At 62.7% G+C, this 23178-nt stretch carries 21 protein-coding genes and 1 tRNA gene; 17 read left to right on the forward strand and 5 right to left on the reverse strand.

Annotated elements, in window-relative coordinates; translation table 11 throughout:
- A partial coding sequence (locus QQS14_RS05305) for a tail fiber assembly protein (protein ID WP_285905980.1) occupies window positions 1-167 on the forward strand: 167 nt, incomplete at its 5' end.
- Between the two features lie 116 nt (window positions 168-283).
- On the opposite strand, the gene QQS14_RS05310 is transcribed toward QQS14_RS05305, so the two are convergent.
- A tRNA-Asn gene (locus QQS14_RS05310) sits at window positions 284-359 on the reverse strand.
- A 275-nt stretch (window positions 360-634) separates the two neighbouring features.
- Between QQS14_RS05310 and lysS the strand changes: the two genes are divergently transcribed.
- The 12 genes from lysS (at window position 635) to QQS14_RS05370 (ending at window position 16516) form a co-directional block, all read left to right on the forward strand.
- Window positions 635-2143 carry a lysine--tRNA ligase gene (lysS, locus tag QQS14_RS05315; RefSeq protein WP_285905982.1) on the forward strand — a complete coding sequence of 503 codons (1509 nt, stop codon included), beginning with the start codon at window positions 635-637 and terminating at the stop codon, window positions 2141-2143.
- A gap of 32 nt (window positions 2144-2175) precedes the next feature.
- Window positions 2176-3405: a lipoprotein-releasing ABC transporter permease subunit gene (locus QQS14_RS05320; protein WP_285905878.1), complete on the forward strand. Its 1230-nt coding sequence runs from the start codon at window positions 2176-2178 to the stop codon at window positions 3403-3405.
- Window positions 3398-4081, forward strand: a complete 684-nt coding sequence (locus tag QQS14_RS05325; RefSeq protein ID WP_425607915.1) for an ABC transporter ATP-binding protein — start codon at window positions 3398-3400, stop codon at window positions 4079-4081. The genes QQS14_RS05320 and QQS14_RS05325 overlap by 8 nt, the downstream gene beginning before the upstream one ends.
- Window positions 4071-6782, forward strand: a complete 2712-nt coding sequence (gene bamA / locus QQS14_RS05330) for an outer membrane protein assembly factor BamA (protein WP_285905880.1) — start codon at window positions 4071-4073, stop codon at window positions 6780-6782. Before QQS14_RS05325 ends, bamA begins: the two co-directional genes overlap by 11 nt.
- A 29-nt stretch (window positions 6783-6811) precedes the next feature.
- Complete coding sequence (locus tag QQS14_RS05335) at window positions 6812-7333, forward strand: OmpH/Skp family outer membrane protein (protein WP_285905881.1); 522 nt, start codon at window positions 6812-6814, stop codon at window positions 7331-7333.
- Between the two features lie 5 nt (window positions 7334-7338).
- Window positions 7339-8385 carry a UDP-3-O-(3-hydroxymyristoyl)glucosamine N-acyltransferase gene (lpxD, locus tag QQS14_RS05340; RefSeq protein WP_285905882.1) on the forward strand — a complete coding sequence of 349 codons (1047 nt, stop codon included), beginning with the start codon at window positions 7339-7341 and terminating at the stop codon, window positions 8383-8385.
- Window positions 8378-8839: a 3-hydroxyacyl-ACP dehydratase FabZ gene (fabZ, locus tag QQS14_RS05345; protein WP_285905883.1), complete on the forward strand. Its 462-nt coding sequence runs from the start codon at window positions 8378-8380 to the stop codon at window positions 8837-8839. Before lpxD ends, fabZ begins: the two co-directional genes overlap by 8 nt.
- Window positions 8839-9651: an acyl-ACP--UDP-N-acetylglucosamine O-acyltransferase gene (gene lpxA, locus QQS14_RS05350; RefSeq protein WP_285905884.1), complete on the forward strand. Its 813-nt coding sequence runs from the start codon at window positions 8839-8841 to the stop codon at window positions 9649-9651. The genes fabZ and lpxA overlap by 1 nt, the downstream gene beginning before the upstream one ends.
- Before the next feature lie 200 nt (window positions 9652-9851).
- Complete coding sequence (locus tag QQS14_RS05355) at window positions 9852-10685, forward strand: LpxI family protein (RefSeq protein ID WP_285905885.1); 834 nt, start codon at window positions 9852-9854, stop codon at window positions 10683-10685.
- A gap of 252 nt (window positions 10686-10937) precedes the next feature.
- Window positions 10938-11858, forward strand: coding sequence for a damage-control phosphatase ARMT1 family protein (locus tag QQS14_RS05360; RefSeq protein WP_285905886.1), 921 nt, complete (start codon window positions 10938-10940; stop codon window positions 11856-11858).
- Window positions 11855-15004 carry an AsmA family protein gene (locus QQS14_RS05365; RefSeq protein WP_285905887.1) on the forward strand — a complete coding sequence of 1050 codons (3150 nt, stop codon included), beginning with the start codon at window positions 11855-11857 and terminating at the stop codon, window positions 15002-15004. The genes QQS14_RS05360 and QQS14_RS05365 overlap by 4 nt, the downstream gene beginning before the upstream one ends.
- A gap of 99 nt (window positions 15005-15103) precedes the next feature.
- Window positions 15104-16516, forward strand: coding sequence for a YhjD/YihY/BrkB family envelope integrity protein (locus QQS14_RS05370; protein WP_285905888.1), 1413 nt, complete (start codon window positions 15104-15106; stop codon window positions 16514-16516).
- Window positions 16517-16597: 81 nt separating this feature from the next.
- Here the strand turns inward: QQS14_RS05370 and QQS14_RS05375 are convergent, their stop codons facing one another.
- The 4 genes from QQS14_RS05375 to nth are packed head-to-tail and all read right to left on the reverse strand — an operon-like array spanning window position 16598 to window position 19883.
- A complete protein-coding gene (locus tag QQS14_RS05375) occupies window positions 16598-17389 on the reverse strand; it encodes a TSUP family transporter (protein ID WP_285905889.1) in 792 nt (263 codons plus the stop codon).
- A gap of 52 nt (window positions 17390-17441) precedes the next feature.
- Window positions 17442-18122 carry a YdcF family protein gene (locus QQS14_RS05380; protein ID WP_285905891.1) on the reverse strand — a complete coding sequence of 227 codons (681 nt, stop codon included), beginning with the start codon at window positions 18120-18122 and terminating at the stop codon, window positions 17442-17444.
- Window positions 18123-18124: 2 nt separating this feature from the next.
- Window positions 18125-19243 carry a tRNA guanosine(34) transglycosylase Tgt gene (tgt, locus tag QQS14_RS05385; protein ID WP_285905892.1) on the reverse strand — a complete coding sequence of 373 codons (1119 nt, stop codon included), beginning with the start codon at window positions 19241-19243 and terminating at the stop codon, window positions 18125-18127.
- Window position 19244: 1 nt separating this feature from the next.
- Window positions 19245-19883, reverse strand: a complete 639-nt coding sequence (gene nth, locus QQS14_RS05390) for an endonuclease III (protein WP_285905894.1) — start codon at window positions 19881-19883, stop codon at window positions 19245-19247.
- Window positions 19884-20026: 143 nt separating this feature from the next.
- On the opposite strand from nth, the gene cutA reads away from it, so the two are divergent.
- From cutA to QQS14_RS05410, 4 genes are all read left to right on the forward strand, one after another.
- A complete protein-coding gene (gene cutA / locus QQS14_RS05395) occupies window positions 20027-20362 on the forward strand; it encodes a divalent-cation tolerance protein CutA (RefSeq protein ID WP_285905896.1) in 336 nt (111 codons plus the stop codon).
- 90 nt (window positions 20363-20452) lie between these two features.
- Complete coding sequence (locus QQS14_RS05400; RefSeq protein WP_285905898.1) at window positions 20453-21388, forward strand: carbohydrate kinase family protein; 936 nt, start codon at window positions 20453-20455, stop codon at window positions 21386-21388.
- 74 nt (window positions 21389-21462) lie between these two features.
- A complete protein-coding gene (locus QQS14_RS05405) occupies window positions 21463-22554 on the forward strand; it encodes an aminoglycoside phosphotransferase family protein (protein ID WP_285905899.1) in 1092 nt (363 codons plus the stop codon).
- Window positions 22551-23135: an adenylyl-sulfate kinase gene (locus QQS14_RS05410; RefSeq protein ID WP_285905901.1), complete on the forward strand. Its 585-nt coding sequence runs from the start codon at window positions 22551-22553 to the stop codon at window positions 23133-23135. The genes QQS14_RS05405 and QQS14_RS05410 overlap by 4 nt, the downstream gene beginning before the upstream one ends.
- Window positions 23136-23178 lie beyond the last annotated feature (43 nt).

A 23178-nucleotide genomic window follows, 5' to 3' on the forward strand; every position in this document is an offset into this window, starting at 1 on the left:
TCGCCGAGCGCGACCGGCTGCTGGCCGGGTGCGATTGGACCCAGCTGGCGGACGTGCCGCTGGATGCCCTGGCGATCGGTCTGTGGGCGGACTATCGCCAAGCCCTGCGCGATCTGCCGGGGCAGGCCGGTTTCCCCGGGTCGGTGGAGTGGCCGGAGAGGCCATAAAATCTGTGTGCATTTTGTGCGCAGAGCGCGCACAACGGTGGTTGATTTTGGTAGACTTTGGGAGGATAAGAAAAGGGCTGATACGGTGATTAACCCCTATCAGCCCTTGATTTCCTTGGCTCCCCAGCACGGACTTGAACCGCGAACCTAGTGATTAACAGTCACCCGCTCTGCCGATTGAGCTACTGGGGAACATTTGCCGTCAAGGCGAAAGAGTGTTTAAACAAAACCTACGGCAGGGTCAAGGGGAAAAAAATGGATTATCAACTTTTCCCCGACATGATTATGTCAGGGTTAAGAGGTTCATTTTCTTGACGGGAACTGATATTTGGCTTACGCAGTCAACGTCTCTTGTTTTTTTCTAGACTTTGCAGGGGACAGGGAAAGCAACATTGTCAAACGATACGAAAATCAATAAGAAAATCAAGCTGGCGACCAAGTCCGTCCATGCGGAGCGGTTCGTGCCCATGCTCACCGCCCTTGATGCCAGGGACGAACTCAACTCGGTCATCAAGACCCGCGTCGAGAAGGCGTGTCAGCTTCTGGATGAAAACATCCATCTGTATCCCAATGATTTCAAACGCGATACGGAGATAGAAACCCTGTGGGCCCGCTTTGCCGATGTGGACGCCGAGACCCTGGAGGCGGCGGATCACGACTTTGCCCTGGCGGGCCGGGTGGTGTCCTATCGCTCCTTTGGCAAGGTGACCTTCTTCCATTTGCAGGACCGGGGCGGACGCATCCAGGTCTACGCGGCCCGGGACGACCTCGGCGTCGAGCAGTACCAGCTCTTCAAGAAGACCGACATTGGCGACATCGTCGGCATCCGGGGCTCTCTCTTCCGGACCAAGACCGGCGAACTGACCGTCATGACCCGGCAGTTCAAGCTGATCACCAAGTCCATGCGTCCATTGCCGGACAAGTACCACGGCCTCAAGGACGTGGAGACGCGCTACCGGCAGCGCTACGTGGACCTCATCGTCACGCCCAGGACCAAGGACATCTTCATGGCCCGCACGGCCGTGGTGGGTGAATTGCGCCGCTTCCTGGACGAGAAGGGCTTCATGGAGGTGGAAACACCCATGATGCAGGCCATCCCTGGCGGGGCCACTGCCAAGCCTTTTGAGACCCATCACAACGCCCTGGACATGAAGCTCTACATGCGCATCGCGCCCGAGCTTTACCTCAAGCGGCTCCTGGTGGGCGGGTTCGAGAAGGTCTACGAGATCAACCGCAACTTCCGCAACGAAGGCATCTCGACCCAGCACAATCCCGAATTTACCATGCTTGAATTCTACTGTGCCTACGCCAACTTCGAGGACCTGATGGACCTGACAGAGGAGATGTTCTCCCGGGTCGCCGAGAAGGTCACGGGTTCGTCGGTGGTTCCGTACCAGGGCGAGATGATCGATCTTTCCGTGGGGGCCTGGACCCGGATGTCGTTCCACGATTCGCTGGAGAAGATCGGCGGCCTGCCGCGCGAGATGTTCGTCGATTACGAGCAGTGCAAGGCCACTGTCAGGGCCAGAGGCGAGAAGGTGGCCGAGGGGGAGAAGCTCGGCAAGCTCCAGGCCAAGCTCTTCGACATCCTGGTGGAGCCGAAGTTGATCCAGCCCCATTTCATATATCATTACCCCACGGACATCTCGCCTCTTTCCCGTCGCAACGAGGAGAATCCGGACATCACGGACCGCTTCGAGCTGTTCATGACCGGCCGCGAGATGGCCAACGCCTTTTCCGAGCTCAACGACCCCGTGGACCAGCGCGGCCGGTTCGAGGAGCAGGTGCGCGAGAAGGAGGCGGGAGACGACGAGGCGCATTTCATGGACGATGACTACGTCCGCGCCCTGGAATACGGCATGCCCCCAGCTGCTGGGCAGGGGGTGGGCATCGATAGGCTGGTCATGCTGCTGACCGACAGCGCCTCCATCCGCGAGGTCATCCTGTTTCCGCTGCTGCGGCCGGAGGTTGGATAAGGTCCCATGCGTCACATGACACGAGCGAGCCTATGAGATTCGAGACGTTTGTCGCACTGAGATATCTGTTCGCCCTGCGCAGGCAGGCGTTCATATCCATCATCTCGCTCTTCGCCGTCTTCGGCGTGGGCATCGGGGTTGGCGCCCTCATCGTGGTCATCGGGGTGATGAACGGCTTTTCGACCGACCTGCGCGACAAGATCCTGGGCGTGAACGCCCACATCCTCATCTCGTCCCTGCGAGGAGGCATCAAGGATTATCGGGAGATGGCCGATGAGGCCGCCCGGGTTCCGGGCGTGATCGGCGTGACCCCCTTTGTCTATTCCGAGGTCATGCTCTCCACCCGCAACGGGGTCAAGGGCGTGGTCCTGCGGGGCATCGACCCCGGTACCTCGGACTCGGTGCTCAGCCTCTCAAAGGACATGATCAGCGGCGGCATCGCCAACCTCGACGATTCGGCCGAGGTGCCGGGCATCATCATCGGCTCGGAACTGGCCAACAGGCTTGGCCTGGCCCAGGGGTCCGAGGTGAACCTGCTGTCGCCCTCGGGCCGTGCCGGTGCGGCGGGGTTCACACCCAAGATCAGGCCCTTCGTGGTGGCCGGAATCTTCAGGACAGGGATGTTCGAGTACGACTCATCTCTTGGATACGTGACCATTCCCGCTGCCCGCCAACTGCTCGGCTTCAAGGAAGACGTGGTCTCCGGGCTTGAGGTCAGCGTCAACGACGTCTACAATGTGGAGGCCATCTCCGCGCTGCTGCGCGACCGCATCGGCACCTTCACTGTCCATGTGCGCCACTGGCAGGAGATGAACGCCAACCTCTTCGCCGCTCTGGAGCTGGAAAAGACGGCCATGTTCATCATCCTGGCCATGATCGTCCTTGTCGGCTCCTTCAGCATCGTCACCACGCTGGTCATGCTGGTGATTCAAAAGACCAAGGATATCGCCGTGATGATGTCGCTGGGCGCGGATGTTTCCAGCATCCGGCGCATCTTCATGCTTCAGGGCACGTTCATCGGTCTGGCCGGGACCGTGCTCGGTTTTCTCATCGGCGTGCCGGTGAGCCTGCTGCTCAAGGAGTACCAGTTCATCAAGCTGCCGAGCAATGTCTACCCGGTGGACTACCTGCCCGTGCGCCTTGAGGCCCTGGACCTCATGGCCATCGGCGGCGCGGCGTTCCTTTTGTGTTTTCTGGCAACCATTTACCCGGCGAGACGGGCTGCCGCCCTGAACCCGAGCGATGCCTTGCGTTATGAGTAAAGAGGCTATATACCGGTTGGTTGCCGTGGATAAGGAATTTGAAGGACCTTCGGAAACGGTGCGAGTGCTCAAGAACGTCGATCTGACCATACCCCGGGGCGAGTCCCTGGCCATTCTCGGGTCGTCGGGATCGGGAAAGACCACGTTGTTGCATCTGCTCGGGACGCTGGACACGGCCACCTCGGGCAAGATATTTCTCAACGACGTCGAGTTGAGCACCCTGGGCGGCAGGCAGCGGGCCCGGCTTCGCAACCGCGACATAGGGTTCGTGTTCCAGTTCCACCACCTGCTGCCCGAGTTCACCACGCTGGAGAATGTGGCCCTGCCCGCGTTCATAGCCGGCAAGGGGCGGGGTGAGGGAACCAGGATGGCAGCCGAGGCGCTGGACATGGTCGGCCTTGGCCACAGATTGCAGCACAAGGTGACGACCCTCTCGGGCGGAGAGCGCCAGCGGGCGGCCATTGCCCGGGCAATCCTGCTCAGACCGGCCGTGCTGCTGGCAGACGAGCCAACGGGTAACCTCGACGAGGAGAATGGCTCCATGATCGGAGAGCTTCTCGTCTCATTGAATAATGAATTGGGTATGACTTTTGTCGTCGTGACGCACAATCCGGCTCTGGCCGGAATGATGCACAGGCGGCTGGAATTGCGCTCAGGAGAATTGTATGCTCATTAGTCGCGTTCGCATGATGGCGATCCTGGTCCTGGTAACGCTCCTGCTCATCCCGGCGGGTGCTGCCCGCGCGGACAGCGTCGCGGGGGACGTCAGGGTCGCGGTGCTCCCCTTTGTCATCAATGCGGGCGATGATTTCTCCTACCTCAAGGACAGCCTGCCGGAACTCCTGGCTGACCGGCTGCGCGACGTGGGCTTCAACGTGGTGGACTTGGCCGAGGTCAGGCGCGTGCTTCACGACAAGAACATCACCACCGTGACCGCCGCCTCGGCGCGGGAAGTGGCCTTGCTTACCGGGGCCGGGTTTGCCGTGTTCGGCGCCATGAACCAGATAGGCGATGCCATCTCCCTTGACGCGCGCCTCGCGGACGCCTACGGCAGCGATGCTGGAAAATCCATTTCCGTGACCAAGGACGGGCTGATCAATCTGCTGCCCGCCGTGGACGACCTGGTGGCCCGCATGCGGGTGGACCTGCTCAAGCTCGAAGTGGTGGCCGAGGTGGATGTGGAGGGGACCAAGGTGCTGGACAAGGACGTGGTCCTCATGCGCCTGACCCTCCAGAGGGGCGACATGCTCACGGCCAGGGCCGCCAATACCGCGCTCAAGAACATTTACGATCTCGGATACTTCGATGACGTCAAGGTGCGCATCGAGGATGTGTCCGAAGGCAAGCGCGTGGTCTTTGTGGTGGTGGAAAAACCGCGCATCCAGGCATTGGGCGTACGCGGGGCCGACGCCATCAGTTCCGGCGACATCCTTGAGGCCGTGTCCACCAAGAAGGGCGGCGTGGTCAACCCCAAGGTGCTGGCCGACGACATCCGCGTCATCCGCGAGATGTACCGCAAGGACGGCTACTACAAGGCCAGGGTCTCCCATGAGGTCGAGGACGCCGGAACCGGCGTGGCCCGGCTGACCTTTGTGGTGGACGAAGGTCCCAAGCTCTACATCACCGACGTGGTCATCGACGGAGCCAAGCAGCTCGATCCCTCGGATATCAAGGGTGTGCTGGCCCTCAAGGAGCGCGGGATGTTCTCCTGGATCACCAATACCGGTGTGCTCAAGGAAGAACTTCTGGACCGCGACGCCGCAGCCATCGAGGCCTATTACAACAGCAAGGGCTTCATCGAGGTCCGCGTGGGCAGGCCCGAGGTGGAGATCAAGGACAAGGGCATCACAGTCGTCTATCAGGTATGGGAAGGCCAGCGCTACAAGATGGGCGACACGCTCTTCAAGGGCGACCTGATTGATGATCCCGCCGTACTCGCGAACATAACGGCCATCGGCAAGCTCAAGGAAAAGGACGATTATTTCGACCGCTCCCTGCTCAAGGCCGATGTGGACAGCCTGACCACACATTACAATGACTATGGGTACGCCTACGCGGACGTGAAGGTGAACCTCAAGGACAACCCCGAGACCCAGGTGGTCGATGTCGTCTACACCATCTCCAAGCATCAGCGGGTTTACATCCGCCGCGTGCTAATCGAGGGCAACACCGTCACCCGCGACAACGTCATCATGCGCCAAATGCGGCTTGCCGATGGTGACATGTTCAGCGGCGAAAAACTCAAGCGCTCGCACGGGCGTCTGACCAACCTCGACTATTTCGAGCGGGTCGACATCTCCCCGGTTCCCACCGGCAACCCGGAGGAGATGGACCTGGTGGTCAAGGTCAAGGACAAGCCCACGGGGCGCATCGGTGGCGGTATCGGCTACTCCACCTACGACAGCGTCTACCTCGCGGCCCAGGTGTCCGAGTCCAACCTCTTTGGCAAGGGATATCTGCTCGCCTTGAACGGCGCGTTCAGCGGCCGCAAGACCGTGTACACCCTGACCTTCCGCAATCCGAACCTCAATGATTCCGACGTGGGCATGACCGCAGAGGCCCACAAGCGCGACGAGGACTACACTGATTTCACCAAGCGCTCGGTGGGTGGCATCATAAGTTTCGACTATCCGGTCGGCGAATACACCACGGTCGCCTGGGACTACACTGGCGAGTATTACCGGCTGACCAACATCAGCGATAACGCTTCCCAGACCGTCAAGGACGACAAGGGCTCGCACTTCCTCAGCCAGCTGGCGGCTGGCATAACCCGCGACACCCGTGACAATTTCATACACACCACCGAAGGCACGGTCACCTCCATGGCCATCGCCTACGGCGGCGGCCCTCTGGGCGGAACGGATGATTTCGTCAAGTACACCGGTGCGTTCCAGTGGTACACTCCGACCTTGGAAGAGGTCGTGTTCCATTCCAAGGTCTGGGCTGGCTACCTGCACAGAAACTTCGGCAACTCCAAGGTGCCGACGGATCAGCGGTTCGAGCTTGGCGGCGTGGGTACGGTCCGGGGCTACTCCTCCTACTCCATCTCGCCTCTGGATTCGACCGACGCGACCGAGGGCGGCAACAAGGCGTTCTACCTGAACCTCGAGTTGAGGCGGCAACTGAGCAAGGAGTACGGCATCGGCTCCTTGGTCTTCTTTGACGCGGGCAACTCGTGGAAAGAGAGCGAGATGTTCTTCTCCTCGCCTGTCCGTAAGGGCACGGCCCCCGCGCTGGGCCTGTACAAGAGCGTTGGCGCGGGTATCAACTGGTACTCGCCGATGGGACCTGTCGGCATTGTTTACGGCTACGGGCTTGACCGTATCGGCGGCACTGGACGTCACAAGATCGAAATGCTAATGGGGCAGCAATTCTAGACAGGGCATTTATTGCAAGGAGATTTTATATGAAAAAGGTTTTGTTTCTGGCCATCGCCTGTGTCCTTCTGTTTCACTCGGCGGCGTTCGCCGAGGTCAAGATCGGCGTGTTCAGCATGCAGGCAGTGATGGTCAACTGCGACTACGGCAAGGCCGTGGCGGCCAAGCTCAAGGCGCAGTTCGAGCCCCTGGAGAAGAGCCTTGAGAAAGAGGCCCAGAGCATCCAGAGGCTTGAGGACGAACTGCGCAACCAGGACATGGCCCTGAAGCTCGAGGCCCAGCAGGACAAGCAGCGCGAGTTCCGTCGCATCACCCGCGACTATCAGGACAGTGTCGCCGCGTATCGCCAGAAGATGCAGATGGCCCAGCAGGAACTCGGCCAGCCCGTGATCGAGAAGATCATCAAGGTCATGGCTGAATACGCCAAGGCCAACAAGTACACCGCCATCTTCGAGCTGGGTGGCAGCGGCGTATCCTACGTCGCCGAGGGCGTGGACATCACCGACAACCTCGTTGAAGAGTTGAACAAGCTGAAAAAAGCCGGAAAATAATCACGATGAAGATCAAGTTGTCGGCCCTTGCCGAAAAACTTGGCCTTGACCACACCGGGGACGACATGGAGATTGCCGGGGTGAACACCCTGGAGAAGGCTGGACCCGACGAAATCTCCTTCCTCGTCAACCCCAAGTACGCGCATTTGCTGGATTCGACCCGGGCCGGATGTGTTCTCACCTCCGGCCCGTATGCCGACCGGGTTGCCCGTGCGCTGGTCAGCGCCAATGTCTATATGGACCTGTCCAGGGTGGTGAACATGTTCGCCATTCCCCAGGGTTGCCTGTCGGGCGGCAGCGAGTTGGCCTTCATCCACCCCGAAGCCCGCATCGATGCATCGGCCACGGTCTATCCCTTCGCCTTCATCGGAGCCCGGGCCGAGATCGGTGCCAACAGCACGGTCTTCCCCGGTTGCTACGTGGGCGAGGACTGTGTTGTCGGCTCCGACTGCCTGCTGTATCCAAACGCGGTGGTCATGGGCGGGGTGCGGCTCGGGGACAATGTCATTCTCCAGCCGGGCGCGGTGGTTGGCGGCGATGGCTACGGCTATGCCCAGACACCGCTCGGGCACATGAAGATCCCCCAGATCGGTACCGTGGTCGTGGAGGACAACGTCGAGATCGGGTCCAACACGGCCATTGACAGGGCCGCCCTGGACACCACGCGTATCGGACGCGGCACCAAGATCGACAACCTCGTGCAGATCGGACACAACGTGCAGGTCGGCGAGAACTGCCTGATCATCGGTCAGGTTGGCATCGGCGGCAGTACCCGGGTGGGCGATAATGTCATCCTGGCCGGTCAGGTGGGCGTGGCCGACAATGCGGACATTGGCGACGGGGCCATGATCGGGGCGCAGAGTGGCGTGTCCGGAAAGATCGAAGGGGGGAGCAGGCTGGCCGGAAGCCCGGTCATGCCCGCCACCACCTTTCTCAAGGCCGCCGGATCGTGCATGCCCAGGCTGCCGGAACTCTTCCGGCGTGTGAAGGCCCTGGAAAAGGAACTTGCTGCGGTCAGGGCGGCCGCGGAAAAGGGGAGCGACCATGAGTAACAGCGAACATCTTCTGGACATTCGGCAGATCATGCAGATGCTGCCGCACCGCTACCCCTTCCTGCTGGTGGACCGAGTGCTGGAGTTCGAGCCGGGCGTCAGGCTCAAGGCCTACAAGAACGTCAGCATGAACGAGGCGTTTTTCCAGGGGCATTTTCCCGGCCTTCCGGTCATGCCCGGCGTACTCATCCTCGAAGCCCTGGCCCAGGCTGGCGGCGTCTTTGTCATGAGCACCGTGCGTGAGGCCCTGGAGGACAAGGTGTTTCTTTTCACCGGTCTGAACAAGGTCAAGTTCCGCAAGCCAGTGGTGCCCGGCGACAGGCTGATGCTCAACGTGACCTATGAGAGACACAAGATGAATATCTGGCGCATGCAGGGCGTTGCCGAGGTAGACGGCCACGTGGTGGCCCAGGGCGAGTTCTCGGCCGCCGTCGCCAATAAAGGGGATATGTAGTGGCAACAGAGATTCATTCCACGGCGGTCATCGATCCCACCGCCCAACTCGGCGCCGATGTCCAGATCGGTCCCTTTGTCGTGGTCGGTGCCGAGGCGAGGATCGGTGACGGTTCGCTGCTCGAATCCCATGTGGTGATCAAGGCGTTCACCGAGCTTGGTAGCGGCAACCATGTCCATCCCCATGCGGTCATCGGCGGCGAGCCGCAGCACACGGCCTACAAGGGTGAGAAGACCTACACCCGCATCGGCGACAACAACAAGATCCGCGAATGCGTGACCATCCACCGGGGCACGGCCCAGGGGCAGGGCGAGACGCGCATCGGCTCCAACTGCATGTTCATGGCCTACTCGCACATCGCGCACGACTGCGTCATCGGCGACAACGTCATCATGGCCAATGCCGTGAATCTGGCCGGGCATGTCGAGGTGGGGCGCAACGTTATCATCAGCGGCCTTTCCGCCGTGCAGCAGTTCATCCGCATCGGCGAATACGCCTTCCTGGGCGGTGCCAGCGGCTACAAACTCGATGTGCCGCCCTTCATGCTGGCCCATGGTGTGCGCGGGATGCTCTTTGGCCCCAACCTCATCGGCCTGCGCCGCAACGGCTTTGACGCGGCGGCCTGCAAGGGGCTGAAAAAGGCCTACAAGATCATCTTCCGCTCGGGCCTGACCCGCGAACAGGGGCTGGCCCAGGTGGAGCGCGAGATCGTCGGCATACCCCAGGTGGACCGGCTGGTGGCTTTCATCCGCGAGAGCAAGAACGGCGTGACCCCGGACCACAAGCAACGCAACGGCCACGAGGATGATTAACTGTCCGTAAAAGTCAAAAAATGGAGGCTGTTCAAAAATGGTGAGGTGCGAGGCGCGAAAAAAGTTCAAGGCCGAAGCGTACTTCCTGTACGTGAGGATTTGAACTTTGTGAATAAGCTTTCTGTACGGCTCGAAGACTCGCCGACAGTCGCTTAACGTCCGCAGATCGCCGTTTTTCAGCAGCCTGTTAAACCGACGTCATGAGTGAAACCGTACCCATCATCGGATTGATCGCCGGAGGCCGCCAGTTTCCCATTCTGGTGGCCCGGGGCGTCAAGGCGCGCGGTTGCCGTCTGGTGGTGGCGGGGTTCACCGGCCACACCAACATGGAGGTGGCCGCCCATGCCGATGTCTGGCGTGAACTCAAGCTGGGCAAGCTCGGCAAGCTCATTGACTATTTCCGCGAGCACGGGGTGGAGCGGGTAATCATGGCCGGGACCATCGACAAGCCCAAGGTCATGGACATCCGCCATCTGGACATGCGCGCCGTGAAGCTCCTCTTCAGCCAGAAGAACAAGGGCGACTCGGCCATCCTCGGCGCCCTGGCCGCAGAGATGGAGCGCGAGGGCATGCCCGTCATCCCGGCCCACGAGTTCCTGCCTGAACTGGTCACCCCCTCCGGGGTCATGACCAGGCGCGAACCCGACGAGCGGGAGTGGGAAGACCTGCGTTTCGGCTGGCGGATCGCCAAGGAACTCGGCCGTATGGACATCGGCCAGTGCCTCGTCCTGCGCGAGGGCATCATCTCCGCCGTCGAAGCCCTGGAGGGCACGGATCAGGCCATCGCCCGGGGGTGCGCCCTGGGTGGTCCCGGCTGCGTGGTCGTCAAGATATTCAAGCCCGGCCAGCAGGAACAGGTGGATCTGCCGAGCCTCGGACTCGACACCGTCCGGGTCATGGCCGAGGGCAAGGCCACCTGCCTCGGCATCGAGGCGGGCAAAAGCCTGTTCTTCGACCGCGATGTCGCCCTGGCCCAGGCAGACACGGCCGGCATCGCCATTGTCGGGCTCTCCTCCGACCAGTTCGGTTCCTGATCTCCGCATTCAACTCCGGGCGTGTGACGAGCCCGGTGCCCATCGAGATACCCGGCCATGACCTTCCGGCGGCTGGCAAAACCGTGGCCGGTCCGCTGCCCGGGCTGTCGTTGGCGCGGTCGCCATGCCGGGTTTTCTTGCAAAGGGTGGCGTGTTGTGCCATTTTTCCCTCAACTAGTTGGAATCATGGACACCGGATTCCGGGTCGCCGGAATGCGAGGGATTTGTGATCGCAGCATTGGAAAACGGACGATGAACACCGCCACAGCCTGCCTTGAGTGCTTCGAGCGCATGGCGCACCGGGAAGCGCAGCTGGCCCTGCCGTACAGCGAGGCGGGCCGACGCCGTGTGGTCGAGGCGTGGTCAGCCCGGCTGGCTGGGCTCGACCTGCGCGTGCCGCCGCCGGTCATCTTCAGGCATCTGGTCGAAACCGTGGCCGGGGTGGTTGTCGAGATGGGCGGCCAGCCCTTTGATCACTATGCCGAGGACAAGCGCCGGGACAACGAGACTGCATTGCGGCTGCTGCCCGCGCTGGCCGCGCGGCTTGACGCCGAGGCAGCGCGGCCGGGCGGTGATTCGCTGGCCATGGCCCTTGAGCTGGCCATCATCGGCAACTCCATCGACCGGGGCGTGGACCTCGACATCGACTGGGAGGCGGAGCTGAACGCGGTGGGCCAGAGCGTTGATCCCGACACCCTGGCCCGGTTCAGCGCCAGGATCGTCCCGGGAGCGCGAGTGGTGGTGCTCGGCGACAACGCGGGCGAAATCGCCCTGGATACCTTGCTGGTGCGCCAGATGCTCGCCCGTGGCTGCGACGTGACCTATGCGGTCCGCTCATGCCCGGTCATCAATGACGCGACCCTGGAGGACGCGGCCCGGGTCGGCATGACCGAACTGTGCCGTGTGGTCGAGAGCGGGGTGGACACCCCCGGCACCGTGCTCGACAGATGTTCGCCCCAGTTTCTGGAACGCTTGCGCGATGCGGACGTCGTCCTGTCCAAGGGGCAGGGCAATTTCGAGGCGCTCCATGGCGCGATGGACGGGGTCTACTGCGCATTCAAGGTCAAGTGCGACCGGGTGGCGGACGAAACAGGGCTGCCCCTTGGCCGTTCCGCCTTGATCCGCCTTGACTGGGCAAACCGTCTCACGACGGCCGGAGGCGCGCGATCATGATCGGGCGCATCGGCAAAATCCTCCTTGAGGTGGCGGTGGTTTGCATCATCGCCGTGGCGGCCGCGCTCCTGTGGGCATCGTATTATGTGGACAGCGAGGAGTTCCGGCACCGCTTCACCACCCTGGCCGAGGAGGCGCTGGGCCGCCCCGTGCGTCTCGACGGCGGGCTGGACATCGCCCTGTATCCCATGCTTTCCCTTGAAGTCAGCGGGCTGACAGTGGCCGATGCTCCCGAGTTCGGCGACGCCCCCCTGGCCGAGATCGACACCGTGCATGTCAGCGTCCGCCTGCTGCCGCTTTTTTCCCGCAGTGTGGAGATAGAATCCATAGTCATCAAAGGGGTACGGGCCAATGTGATCCGTTTGGCCGAGGGAACGTTCAACTGGCTGGCGCTCCTGGATAATCTCGGGGGCATGGAAAGCGCCGATACGGCATCGTTCAGGATCGACACGGTCTCCCTCAGCGAGCTTGAGGTGTCGAACGCCTCGGTCGCCTATCGGGATGTTCAGAGCGGCGTGCATTTCGACCTGGGCGGGATCGACCTGCGCACCGGCGGCATGCGCTCCGGTCAGCGTGTTTCCTTTGTGGCGGGAAGTCATTTTTCATGGGATCACGGCGGGGTGCAGTCGAAGCTGTCCCTTCAGGGCATGATCAGGGTGGACCAGGGCTGGTCTGGTTTCGCTATGGAGGACGCCACCGTGTACGCTTCGGTGGGCGGTCGTTTCCTGCCTCGGGGCGCATCGCCCGGGGAGCTTGTGGCCCGGTTGGTGGTGGACTGGGACAAGGGCGTGGTCGCCCTGGACGGGATGCGCGTGCGCTTCCTTGGGCTCATGGCCGAGGGCAGCCTGCGCAGCGACGATCTGACCAGTTCCCTTGGCGCAACCGGCACCATCACCCTGCATCCGTTCACCCCGGCCGAGATCATCACCCGGTACGCGCCCAAGGCTCCGGTCTCCAAGGTGGACGGCCTGCGCCGCGGCGCACTCTCCACGGCCATGAAGGTGGACGGGAAGGGGCTCTCCCTCATCGGGCTGACCCTGACCCTGGACGATCTGACCCTGCGCGGCGATCTTTCGGTGACGGATTTCGGCACCCCGGCCTGGGCCTTTGATCTGCGGGGCGACACCTTTGACCTGGATCGCTACCTGCCCCTGATCATGACCGACGAGCCCTTTGTCTGGGCCGATTATCCCCTTGATTTCTTCCATGGATTCCGGGGCAAGGGAACCCTGGCCATGGACAGCTTCACCCTGCTTGGGACCACCAGCGCTGATGTGCGGCTGGATATGGAAGCCCGGGACGGAAGCATCGAGTCCAAGTCCTCGGCCGTGGCCCCGGACGGGGTGGCGCTCGATGCCGGGGCGCACTTCGCCATTGGCCGCGACCAGGCCAGCGGGCATCCGACCCTGGCCCTGCGCAGCGAAGTCAGGGCCGTGTCCGCCCCTGCGGGCTTCGCGGCCCTTGGCTCGGCTCCGGTGCGTCTGAGAGGTCCGTCCACCCTTGTGGCGAGGGTGGAGACGACGCCTCTGGTCTGCCCGCCCGATGTCCGGTCCATCGGTATCCTGCGCGCCGTTTCGGGGCAGGCGTCCCTGAGCATGGGCAAGGGGCGGGTGGGCATCACGGGCAGGGACGGCCAAAATGTGCTGCGAGAAGTGGCCGGGGTCGAGACCTCCGCATCGTTCAAGGCCCGTGCGGGCACCTCGGGCGACAATTTCGATTTCACCGTGTCGGCCACTGTCCAGGCCAAGGGGGCGCGCCAAGGCGAGTCGCTGATCCTGAATCTGGCCGGGCCGCTCTCAGTGGGCGTCGATGGCCCATATGCCGCGAGCCGGGGGTTGAGCTCCAGCGGGCAGGTCGCAGGGCCGATCTTCCTTGACCGCGACGGTGCGGCCTCGCTGGCCGGGGAACTGGCCTTTGACACCCGCTCGCACACGGCTTCCCTGACCAGGGGGGTGCTGACCGCACTGGGCACCGATCTACAGGGGGATGTCCATGTCACCAACTTGGATAGGAAATTCAAGGCCTCGGGCAGCCTCTCCGTGCCATCGGCCGATCCGGGGCAGATCATTCGCGAGCTTGGCGGCGGAACCATCGCCACCAGGGACCCCGAGGCCCTCGGGGCGGCCAGTTTCGCCAGCCGGTTCACCCTTGACGCCGAGGGCTTCACCCTGGACGACGTGATCGCGCAGTTCGACGGCATGCCCATCCGGGGCCGTGTCGTGGGCACGGGGCTTGACGACCCCATGCTTTCCTTCGACTTCGACGCCGGGGCGCTCAATATCGACAGGTACCTGCCGCCACCCCTGACCGAGGAGGAAAAGCGGGCCGGAAACGTGACCCGGAAGCCGCCGGTGGATCTGCCCCTGAAATTTCTGCGCGCCTTGCGTCTTGATGGCCAGGGACGGTTCGATGAATTCAGGCTGGGCAGGGTGCGGGCGCGAGAATTCTCGGCCAAGGTCGCGGCCGACGCAGGGAACATCCGCGTTCACGATGCCACGGGCACGGTCCACGAGGGCGCACTGGCCGGAGAGCTTTCGGGGCAGGTGGGGCAGGACTCCCTGGCCGTCAAGCTGCGCCTGGACATCAACCAGATGCAGGCAGGGCTGCTTTTGGAGGACATGGCTGGCAGGGACTATGTGCGCGGCACCACCAACGTGTTCTTCGACCTCGAAAGCACGGGTCGCACGGACGACGACATCCTGGCCAACCTGAGCGGCGCGGCGCGGGCGCAGATTCGCAACGGGTCCTTCAAGTTCACGGGCTACGACGCCAAGCCCGCACCCGAGCCGGATCGCTCCCGGGGGCAGATGGCCGACGATCCGAGAACACGCCGGACCGTGTTCTGGAAGGCGCTTGGCGAGTTCGCTGTCCAGCAGGGCGTGTTCACGGCCCAAACTTTCCGCGTGGAGGCACCCCCGGTGCTGCAATGCTATGGCTCGGGCTGGTTCAGCCTGCCGGATGACGCCATTGATCTGTCCATACGCAACGATTTCGTGGCCGTGCCAAGCCTGACCATGGAGATATTCGGCAAGCTGTCAGACCCCGAGGTCAGGATTCCCAAGGACAGGATTCTCAACGACACGGTGCGCAATATCCTGAGCCTGCCGGAAAGATCCTTCAATTTTCTGCGGGATATCTTCAAATGACACATGGCGGGTTGCCTGCAAGGGCCAAAGCCGGGTATGGTCGGCCTTGTCCGGGGCTATCATGAGACCGGGTGATCCCTACCAGCATACGGAGCGGCCATGACCAGGGAAGACATCGAACGCAAGGTCAGGGAAATAAAGCGACACTTTTCCGAAGGCATCTGGACGCGCAACGTTCCGGATACCCCGGTGCTGGTCAGGATGTGGCGGTCGGTCTCGCGCCTGCTCTATCTTGTGGGTTTCGGGTTCATCAAGGACCAGTGCCTGATCCGGGCCGCAGCCCTGACCTTCACCACCATCTTGTCCATTGTCCCGTTCCTGGCCGTGGCCTTTTCCATCTCCAAGGGGTTCGGGCTTCAGAACACCGAGTTCATCCGCACCCTGATCCTCAAGCTGACCACAGGCCGGGCCGAAGTGGCCGACAAGATCATCGAATACATCGACCGCACCAACGTCCAGGCCCTTGGCTGGGTGGGCGTGGCCACGCTGCTGTTCACCGTGCTCTCCTTGGTGGGCACCATCGAGAAGGCGTTTAATACCATATGGGGCGTGACCAAGGGACGCACTACCTGGCGCAAGGTGGCGGACTTTTTCCCGGTCATCGTCATCTGCCCGATGGTGCTGCTCATCGCCTCGAGCTTCAACCTGAGTCTGCAGCAACAGCAGGTCGTCACCGGGCTGCTCAGCGTGGAGGCCATCGGCCTGCTTGAGGCGGCCTTTCTCAAGGCAACGCCCTATGTGCTCATCGCCATGGCCTTTGCCTTCATGTATGCCTTCATCCCTTATACCAAGGTCCATTTCACGGCGGCGGCCCTGGGGGGCGTGGTGGGCGGCGTGCTGTGGCAGACCGCCCAGTGGTTTTACATCCACTGGCAGATCGGGGCGGCCAGGTACAACGCCATCTACGGCAGCTTTGCCCAACTGCCGCTTTTGCTCATGTGGATATACATAAGCTGGCTGGTGGTGCTGCTCGGCTGCGAGGTCAGCTATGCCTGGCAGAACCTCAACTCCTTTGTCAGGCAGCGCTATTTCGGCAAGGCCACGCCCTTTGAACGGCAGAAGATAGCGGTGCTGATGATGAGCCTGCTGGCCAAGCGCTTCCATCACGGCAGGCCGCTGCCCTCGGTGGAGGAGATATCCGAGGGAATCATGGCCCCGGCCACGCTGGTTTCGGACATATTCCGGGTGCTGCAAAAGGCGGGGTACACGGTGCTGACCGACGACCACGACCGGGAGGTCTACGCCCCGGCCCGCGCCCTTGACGAGGTGCGGGTGCTGGACGTGGTCAGGGCCGTGAACATGGACGCCGAGAACCGGGTGTTTCGCGAGTTCGCCGAGAAGTTCGGCTTCATCGACGAGTTGTTCAGGAAGCTCGGCGGCGATGCCGTCACCAGCTCGTCCAACATGACCCTGCTCGAATGCGCCGAGCGCTATCCCGACCCCGCGCCCATGCCGCCGTCGCACGCTGTGGCTGACAAGCTCGAACCGAGCGGGGGCGAGGTGATCGGGTAGTCAGGGTCGGATGGCGGGCGACCCGGGGCGCACCGCATCATGGTGCATCCCTATTCGAAATGATGCATCCATTTGGGAATATCAAACAATCCCAAGTCCCAATGCGATGGCGATGCCGAGCAGGAAAGCCCCGGTGATGGCCTGGACGCTGTTCATGGTCATCTTGTGCAGGTAGCGCTTGCCGAGCAGCACCCCGGCAAAGGCCGCCACTATCCCCGTGATGATCAGCGGCCACGGGGCGGTGCTGACCTGAGCGGCCGTCCCGGCCGCCAGAAAGGCGATGGCGTATATCCCTATCCTGACCATATCCACCAGAAACCCTATCACGGCGTTGGTTCCCACAAAAGCCTGGGGCGAGATGCCGACCTTGGCCAGAAAGGCGGAGCGCAGCGCGCCCTGATGGCCTGAAAACCCCCCGAAAAATCCTGAAAGCAGGCCGCCCAGAAAGAGATACTTTTTGTCGAACTTCAGTTTGCGCAGGGAGGGCAGCAGCTCGAAGAGGGCGAAGGCGAGCATGAGCAGGGCGATGGAGAGCTTGATGGGCGTGATCACGGCCTCGCGGGGGCCGAGAGAATATCTGGCGATCTCCCCGAAATGGGAGACGTAGCCAAGCAGCCCGGCTCCGACAAAGGCGGCCAGGATGGCGGGAATTCCGAACCGGGTGACAAGGGACTTGTCCGCGTATTTTCCGACCACGCCTATCTTGAAGGCGTTGTTGGCACCATGGACAACGGCCGTGGCGGCCACTGCGACCTCAAGGGGGAAAAAGAGCGAATAGACCGGCAGCAGCAGGGTGCCTAGCCCGAAGCCCGAATAGAGGGTCAGTCCTGATGCGGCGATGGAGGCGAGAAATACCACGATGTATGCTGTCATTGCAGTTTTCTTCTCCCCAGGCAGGTGATGCCTTGTGGAATCCGTGTCATTTTCAGTTGGACGTGCCGGAATCGGCCGCCTTGGCCGCGCCCTGGTCAGTAGACCGGAACACTCCGCCCAGCAGGTAGTGGGCGGTCTTGGCGAATTCCAGGACCAGGTGCTGGGCCATGTGCTGGTCGCGCCACCATGTGTTGTCAAACACGTCCTCGTCCGTGGCCACGACGGTGATTTCGCACTCGGGAAGGACATTCTCGAAAATCATCTTGGCCCGGCGCGCGTGGGTGGGCGAGGTGACCAGCAGCAGCCTGGGGGTACGCCCGTCAAGGTAGGCCTTGAGGGCTTCGGCCTCTTCCACGGTGCTGATGTGGCCGTTGCCAAAGGAGCCGCCCATGGCCCCGGCGACCCCGAGCATGGCGGCGAGGCGGGCGTGATATTCATCCCTCTCGTAGTTGGGGAACCCGATCTCCCAGCGCAACTGATCGAGTCTGGAGGGGGGAAGCTCGTGGGCGCTGCTCATGAGGATGACCGGGGCAAAGCCCTGGTGGATCAGTTCGGCCGCCTTGATCAGCCTGCCCTCGTTCCCGGCCAGGGGGATGATGTAGTCCGCTTGCCTCGGGGTGTCGTTGACCCGCATCCAGTACCCGGCGCCGATCATCAGGGTGAGGCCCAGAACCAGTCCGGCAAGGGTAACGGCCCCGACGAGCCTGAGGAATGTGTCGAACAGGCGGCGCATGGTCACTCCGTGGCGTAGGCGGCTTCATACCGTCGTTTGAGTTCGGCGAAGGTGCCGCCTTCGATGGCCGCGCGCACCTGCTTCATGAGGTCGAGGTAGAAGTACAGATTGTGGTAGGTGTTGAGACGGGACGAGAGCAGTTCCTTGGCCATGTAGAGGTGGCGCAGATACGCCTTGGTGAAGTTGCGGCAGGTGTAGCAGCCGCAGTCGGGGTCAAGGGGCGAGTCGTCCTCGGCGAATTCGGCCCGCTTGATGTTCACCTTGCCCCGGGAGGTGAAGAGCGTGCCGTTTCTGGCGTTGCGCGAGGGCAGCACGCAGTCGAACATGTCCACGCCCGCGGACACACCTTCGAGCAGGTCCAGCGGGGTGCCCACGCCCATGAGGTAGCGCGGCTTGTCGGCGGGCATCAGGGGCGTGATGTGGTGGAGAATGTCGTACATCTCCCGCGTGGATTCGCCCACAGACAGGCCGCCGATGGCAAAGCCCTCGAAGTCGATGGTGCGCAGCTGCTCAAGGCTCCTTTCCCGCAGGTCCTTGAAGAATCCGCCCTGTACGATGCCGAACATGATCTGGCCGTTGCTGCCTCGGGGGTGGTGGTCGCGGCAGCGCTGCGCCCAGCGGGTGGTCAGCTCCAGGGATTTTTCGGTGTAGGCCCTGTCTTCACCGTACCCCACGCACTCGTCAAGGACCATCATGATATCCGAGCCGAGGTTCTTCTGGATGTCGATGGCCTTTTCCGGCGAGAAGAAGTGCTTGGACCCGTCGATGTAGGAGCGGAATTCCACGCCTTCCTCGGAGAGCTTGCGGATGGATTGCAGGCTGAAGACCTGGAAGCCGCCGCTGTCGGTCAGGATGGGCCGCTTCCAGTTGGCGAACTGGTGCAGGCCGCCGCGCCGCGCCACCAGCTCGTCGCCGGGGCGCAGGTAGAGGTGGTAGGTGTTGCCCAGGATGATCTGGGCGTCCATTTCCTCAAGGTCCAGCGGGCTTAAGCTCTTGACCGTGCCTTGGGTGCCAACTGGCATGAAGATGGGCGTCTGAATCTCGCCGTGGGCCGTGGTCAGGGTGGCCCGGCGGGCGGCTCCGTCGGTGGTGTGGAGCGTGAACTGTCCGGGAATGCTCATGTTATTTCTTGACTCCGTGTTTCGGGCAGATGTCGTCGAGTTTGCAGGCGGCGCAGCGGGGCGAGCGGGCCGGGCAGACCTCGCGGCCGAAATAGACGAGAAAATGGTTGATCTCGCCCCACGCCTCGCGCGGGAAGAGGGGCATGAGGTCTTTTTCGATGCGCACCGGGTCCGTGTTCGCGGTCAGGCCCAGGCGGAAGGCGAGGCGCTTGACGTGCGTGTCCACGGCGATGCCCTCGTGGACGCCGAAGGCGTTGGAGAGGACGATGTTGGCTGTCTTGCGGGCCACGCCGCCCAGGGTGATCAGCTCGGCCATGGTCCGGGGCACCTCGCCGCCGTAGATCTCCATGATCCGGCGGGCCGCAGCCTTGAGGTTCTTGGCCTTGTTCCTGAAGAATCCGGTGGAGCGGACCACGGCCTCGATTTCGGTCACGTCCGCTTCGGCCAGGGAGGCGATGTCCGGCCAGCGAGCGAAGAGCACTGGCGTGACCTTGTTCACCCGCTCGTCGGTACATTGGGCGGCCAGCACCGTTGCCACCAGCAGCTCCCAGGCGTCGGTCCAGTCCAGGGCTGGTGCCGGGGCCGGATAGCGGTCCTTGAGCCGGGCGTGTATCTCGCAGGCGTGATCCTTGGTGTTCATGGGGGTCTCCGTGGTTATTGACGGTCACTGGTTAGCATCACCGGGGCCGGGGCTCAAGGGACAAATGGGTGAACAGGCTTTGCGCCGCTGCGGGAAAAATGTATCATTGAGGTGTGGAACCACGAAACCCCAGGGAGGCCCGGATGGCGGAATCGTTCGTGTACATGACCTGTGCCACGGCGCAGGAGGCTGAGGATATCGGCACCGTGCTGGTGGAGCGCAGGCTGGCCGCATGTGTCAACATCCTCGGCCCCGTGCGTTCCCTCTACTGGTGGGAGGGTCGGGTGGAGCGCGGCGACGAGGTGGCGCTCATCGCCAAGACCCGCACCGAGCTGGTGCCGGAACTGACCGAGGCGGTGCGGGCCATGCACGGGTACGACGTGCCTTGCGTCGCGGCCCTGTCCATCGAGGGCGGCAACCCGGACTTTCTTGCATGGATTCGACGGGAGACGCGGCCGGGGGACACGGGCGGCGAGTGACGGCGGGACCGTTGACACGCGCCGACGGCTGGCCTTACTGTCCCGGTCACCGAATCAGCCGTTTTCGGCCAGCCACATTCAGGAGGAATAATGCAGATCTACATATCCGGCTCCCTCGCCTTTGACCGCATCATGACCTTTCCCGACAAGTTTTCCAACCACATCCTGCCCGACAAGCTCCACATCCTCAATGTCTGCTTCCTGGTGGACGGGCTGGAGGAGAAGTTCGGCGGCACGGGCGGCAACATCGCCTACAACCTGTCGCTTCTGGGCGAAAAGCCGGTCCTGCTCAGTCAGGTGGGCAAGGATTTCGCCATCTACGACACATGGTTGCAGGAGCACGGCATCGGTGTGGAGGGCATCCGCACCGTGGAGCAGGAGTTCACCGCCGGGGCGTACATCACCACGGATCAGGCGGACAACCAGATCACCGGCTTCAACCCCGGGGCCATGAAATACCCCTGCCAGTTCGACATGACCACCATCGACCCGGCCGAGGCCCTGGGCATCATCTCCCCCGGCAACCTGGGCGACATGATGGACCACCCCCGTTACTACCGGGAAAACGCCATCCCCTTCATCTTTGATCCGGGCCAGCAGATACCCGCCTTTACCGGCGACCAGCTGGCCGAGGCGCTTGACGGCGCGGAAATCCTGATCACCAACGACTACGAGCTTGAGATGATTCTCAAGGCCACTGGCATGAGCAAGGCCGAAGTGGTGGAGCGGGTGGCCTATCTGATCACCACCTTGGGCGAGAAGGGGTCGGTGGTCAATTGCAAGGGCGAGGAGACCCATGTGTCTGCCGTGCCCGTGCGCGCCGTGGTCGATCCCACCGGGGCGGGCGACGCCTATCGCTCAGGGCTGCTCAAGGGGCTGGCCATGGAAATGACCGTGGCCGAGGCGGCCCGGCTTGGCTCGGTGTGCGCGGCCTACGCCGTGGAGCACAAGGGTACCCAGGAGCACCGTTTCACCTTCGAGGAATTCACCACGCGCTACGAGGCGAGCTTCGGACCCCTGGAGTAGGTCCGGCGTCGCCTCGGCCGGGACTCGGCCCGGAATTCGGCCCAAGACTTGGTAAAATCGGGCAGGGAGGCGTCATGATCCGACTGGAAACCGCCAACATCGAAGCCTATCTCAGGCGGGTGTACGGCGACGACGCCCGGCTGCTGGCCGCTGGCGACATCGGCACCCTCGATGCTCAGGGCATGAAGGGCTTTGGCTACGGCAAGCCCCTGCTGATCCGGTTTTCCGTGGACGGCGAGGTTCGCGAGGCCGTGCTCTCCATCATGAAGGGCGACAAGTACGGCCACCAGTTCTATTGGGACCGGGCAGCCATCCTCATGTTCCAGCACGAGACCTCGGCGCGCATGGAGCGCCATGTCCGGCCGCTGGGGCTCGGCTACGTGGACGGGGACAACGCCCTGATTCCTGTGGACCAGCCCAGGGAATTCTTCATCGTCAACGAGAAGCTGGAGGGGTACGACTACTTTCTCGATCTGGAGCGCATCCGCTCCGGCGATTTTCGCGACTCGGACCTTGCGCTGGCCCGTGAGTATGCCCGCTGGCTGGCCCGCGTGCATTCGCGCAAGCTCGACGACGTGCCGCTGTATCATCGCCGCATCCGCAATCTGATCGGGTCGAGCGAGTGCATCCTGGGCATGATCGACGAGGCGTATCCGCACCCGTATCCGGCCTTTGACGATGCCCGGTTCATGGCTCTGGAGAAGCGGCTGGTGGACTGGCGGTGGAAGCTCCGGGGCTATGCCCACCGCCTCAGCGCGGTGCATGGCGACTTCCACCCCTGGAACGTGCTGGTTACGGACCAGGGCGAGTTCTCGGTCCTTGACCGTAGCCGGGGCGAGTGGGGCGAGCCGGGTGGTGATCTGGCCACCATGGCCGTCAACTACCTGCTGTGGAGTCTGTACGGCCACGACCGGCTGGCCGGGCCATTCGAGCGCCTTTACCGCGCCTATTTCGCCGAATACCTGGAGCAGACCGGCGACGGTGAGGTGCTGGAGGTCCTGGCCCCGTTCTTCGTCTTCCGCGCCCTTGTCATCGCCTCGCCCGAGTGGTACCCGGACCACCCGGCCAGTGTGCGCCAGGGACTCTTCAACCTCATGGTCAACGTGCTTGAAGACGACGTGTTCGACTGGGAAAACATCAACAAGTACATGGAGCAGAAGGCGTGAAACCGGGCGCGCAGGGTTTCGCGGTCTGGTTCGTGGGCCTGCCGGGCAGCGGCAAGAGCGCGCTGGCCCGGGGCGTGGCCGACCATCTGCGCGGACGCGGGGTGGACGTGATCCTGCTTCAGATGGATGAGCGAAGAAAAGCATATTTTCCCGAGCCGCAGTATACGGCCCGGGAGCGCGAGGCGGCCTATGCCATGTTTGTGGACGAGGCCGTGGAGTTGGTCGGGCAGGGGCACAACGTGCTCATGGACGGCTCGGCCCACACGGTGTCCATGCGCGACAGGGCCAGAAGCCGCATCCCCCGGTTTGCCGAGGTTTTTGTGCGCTGCGAACTGGACGAGGCCATCCGGCGCGAGGCCGGACGCCCCGAGGGGCTCGTGGCCGCCGATCTCTACCGCAGGGCGCTGCGGCGCAGACAGACCGGCGAGCCGTGCCAGGGGCTCGGTGAGGTCATCGGCGTGGACGTACCCTTTGAGGAAGACCCGGGCGCTGAGTTCACCATCGACAACACCCGCCTGACCCGCGAGCAGACCCTGGGCAAGGTTCTGCACTTTCTGGACACCTGGTTCGCCAGTGCTTAAGTCTCAGTTCACCGTGATGCATTTCCGATAAACCCGCAATTGC

The sequence above is a fragment of the Pseudodesulfovibrio pelocollis genome (assembly GCF_030282845.1).
In the GTDB taxonomy this organism is placed as follows: Bacteria; Desulfobacterota; Desulfovibrionia; order Desulfovibrionales; family Desulfovibrionaceae; genus Pseudodesulfovibrio; species Pseudodesulfovibrio pelocollis.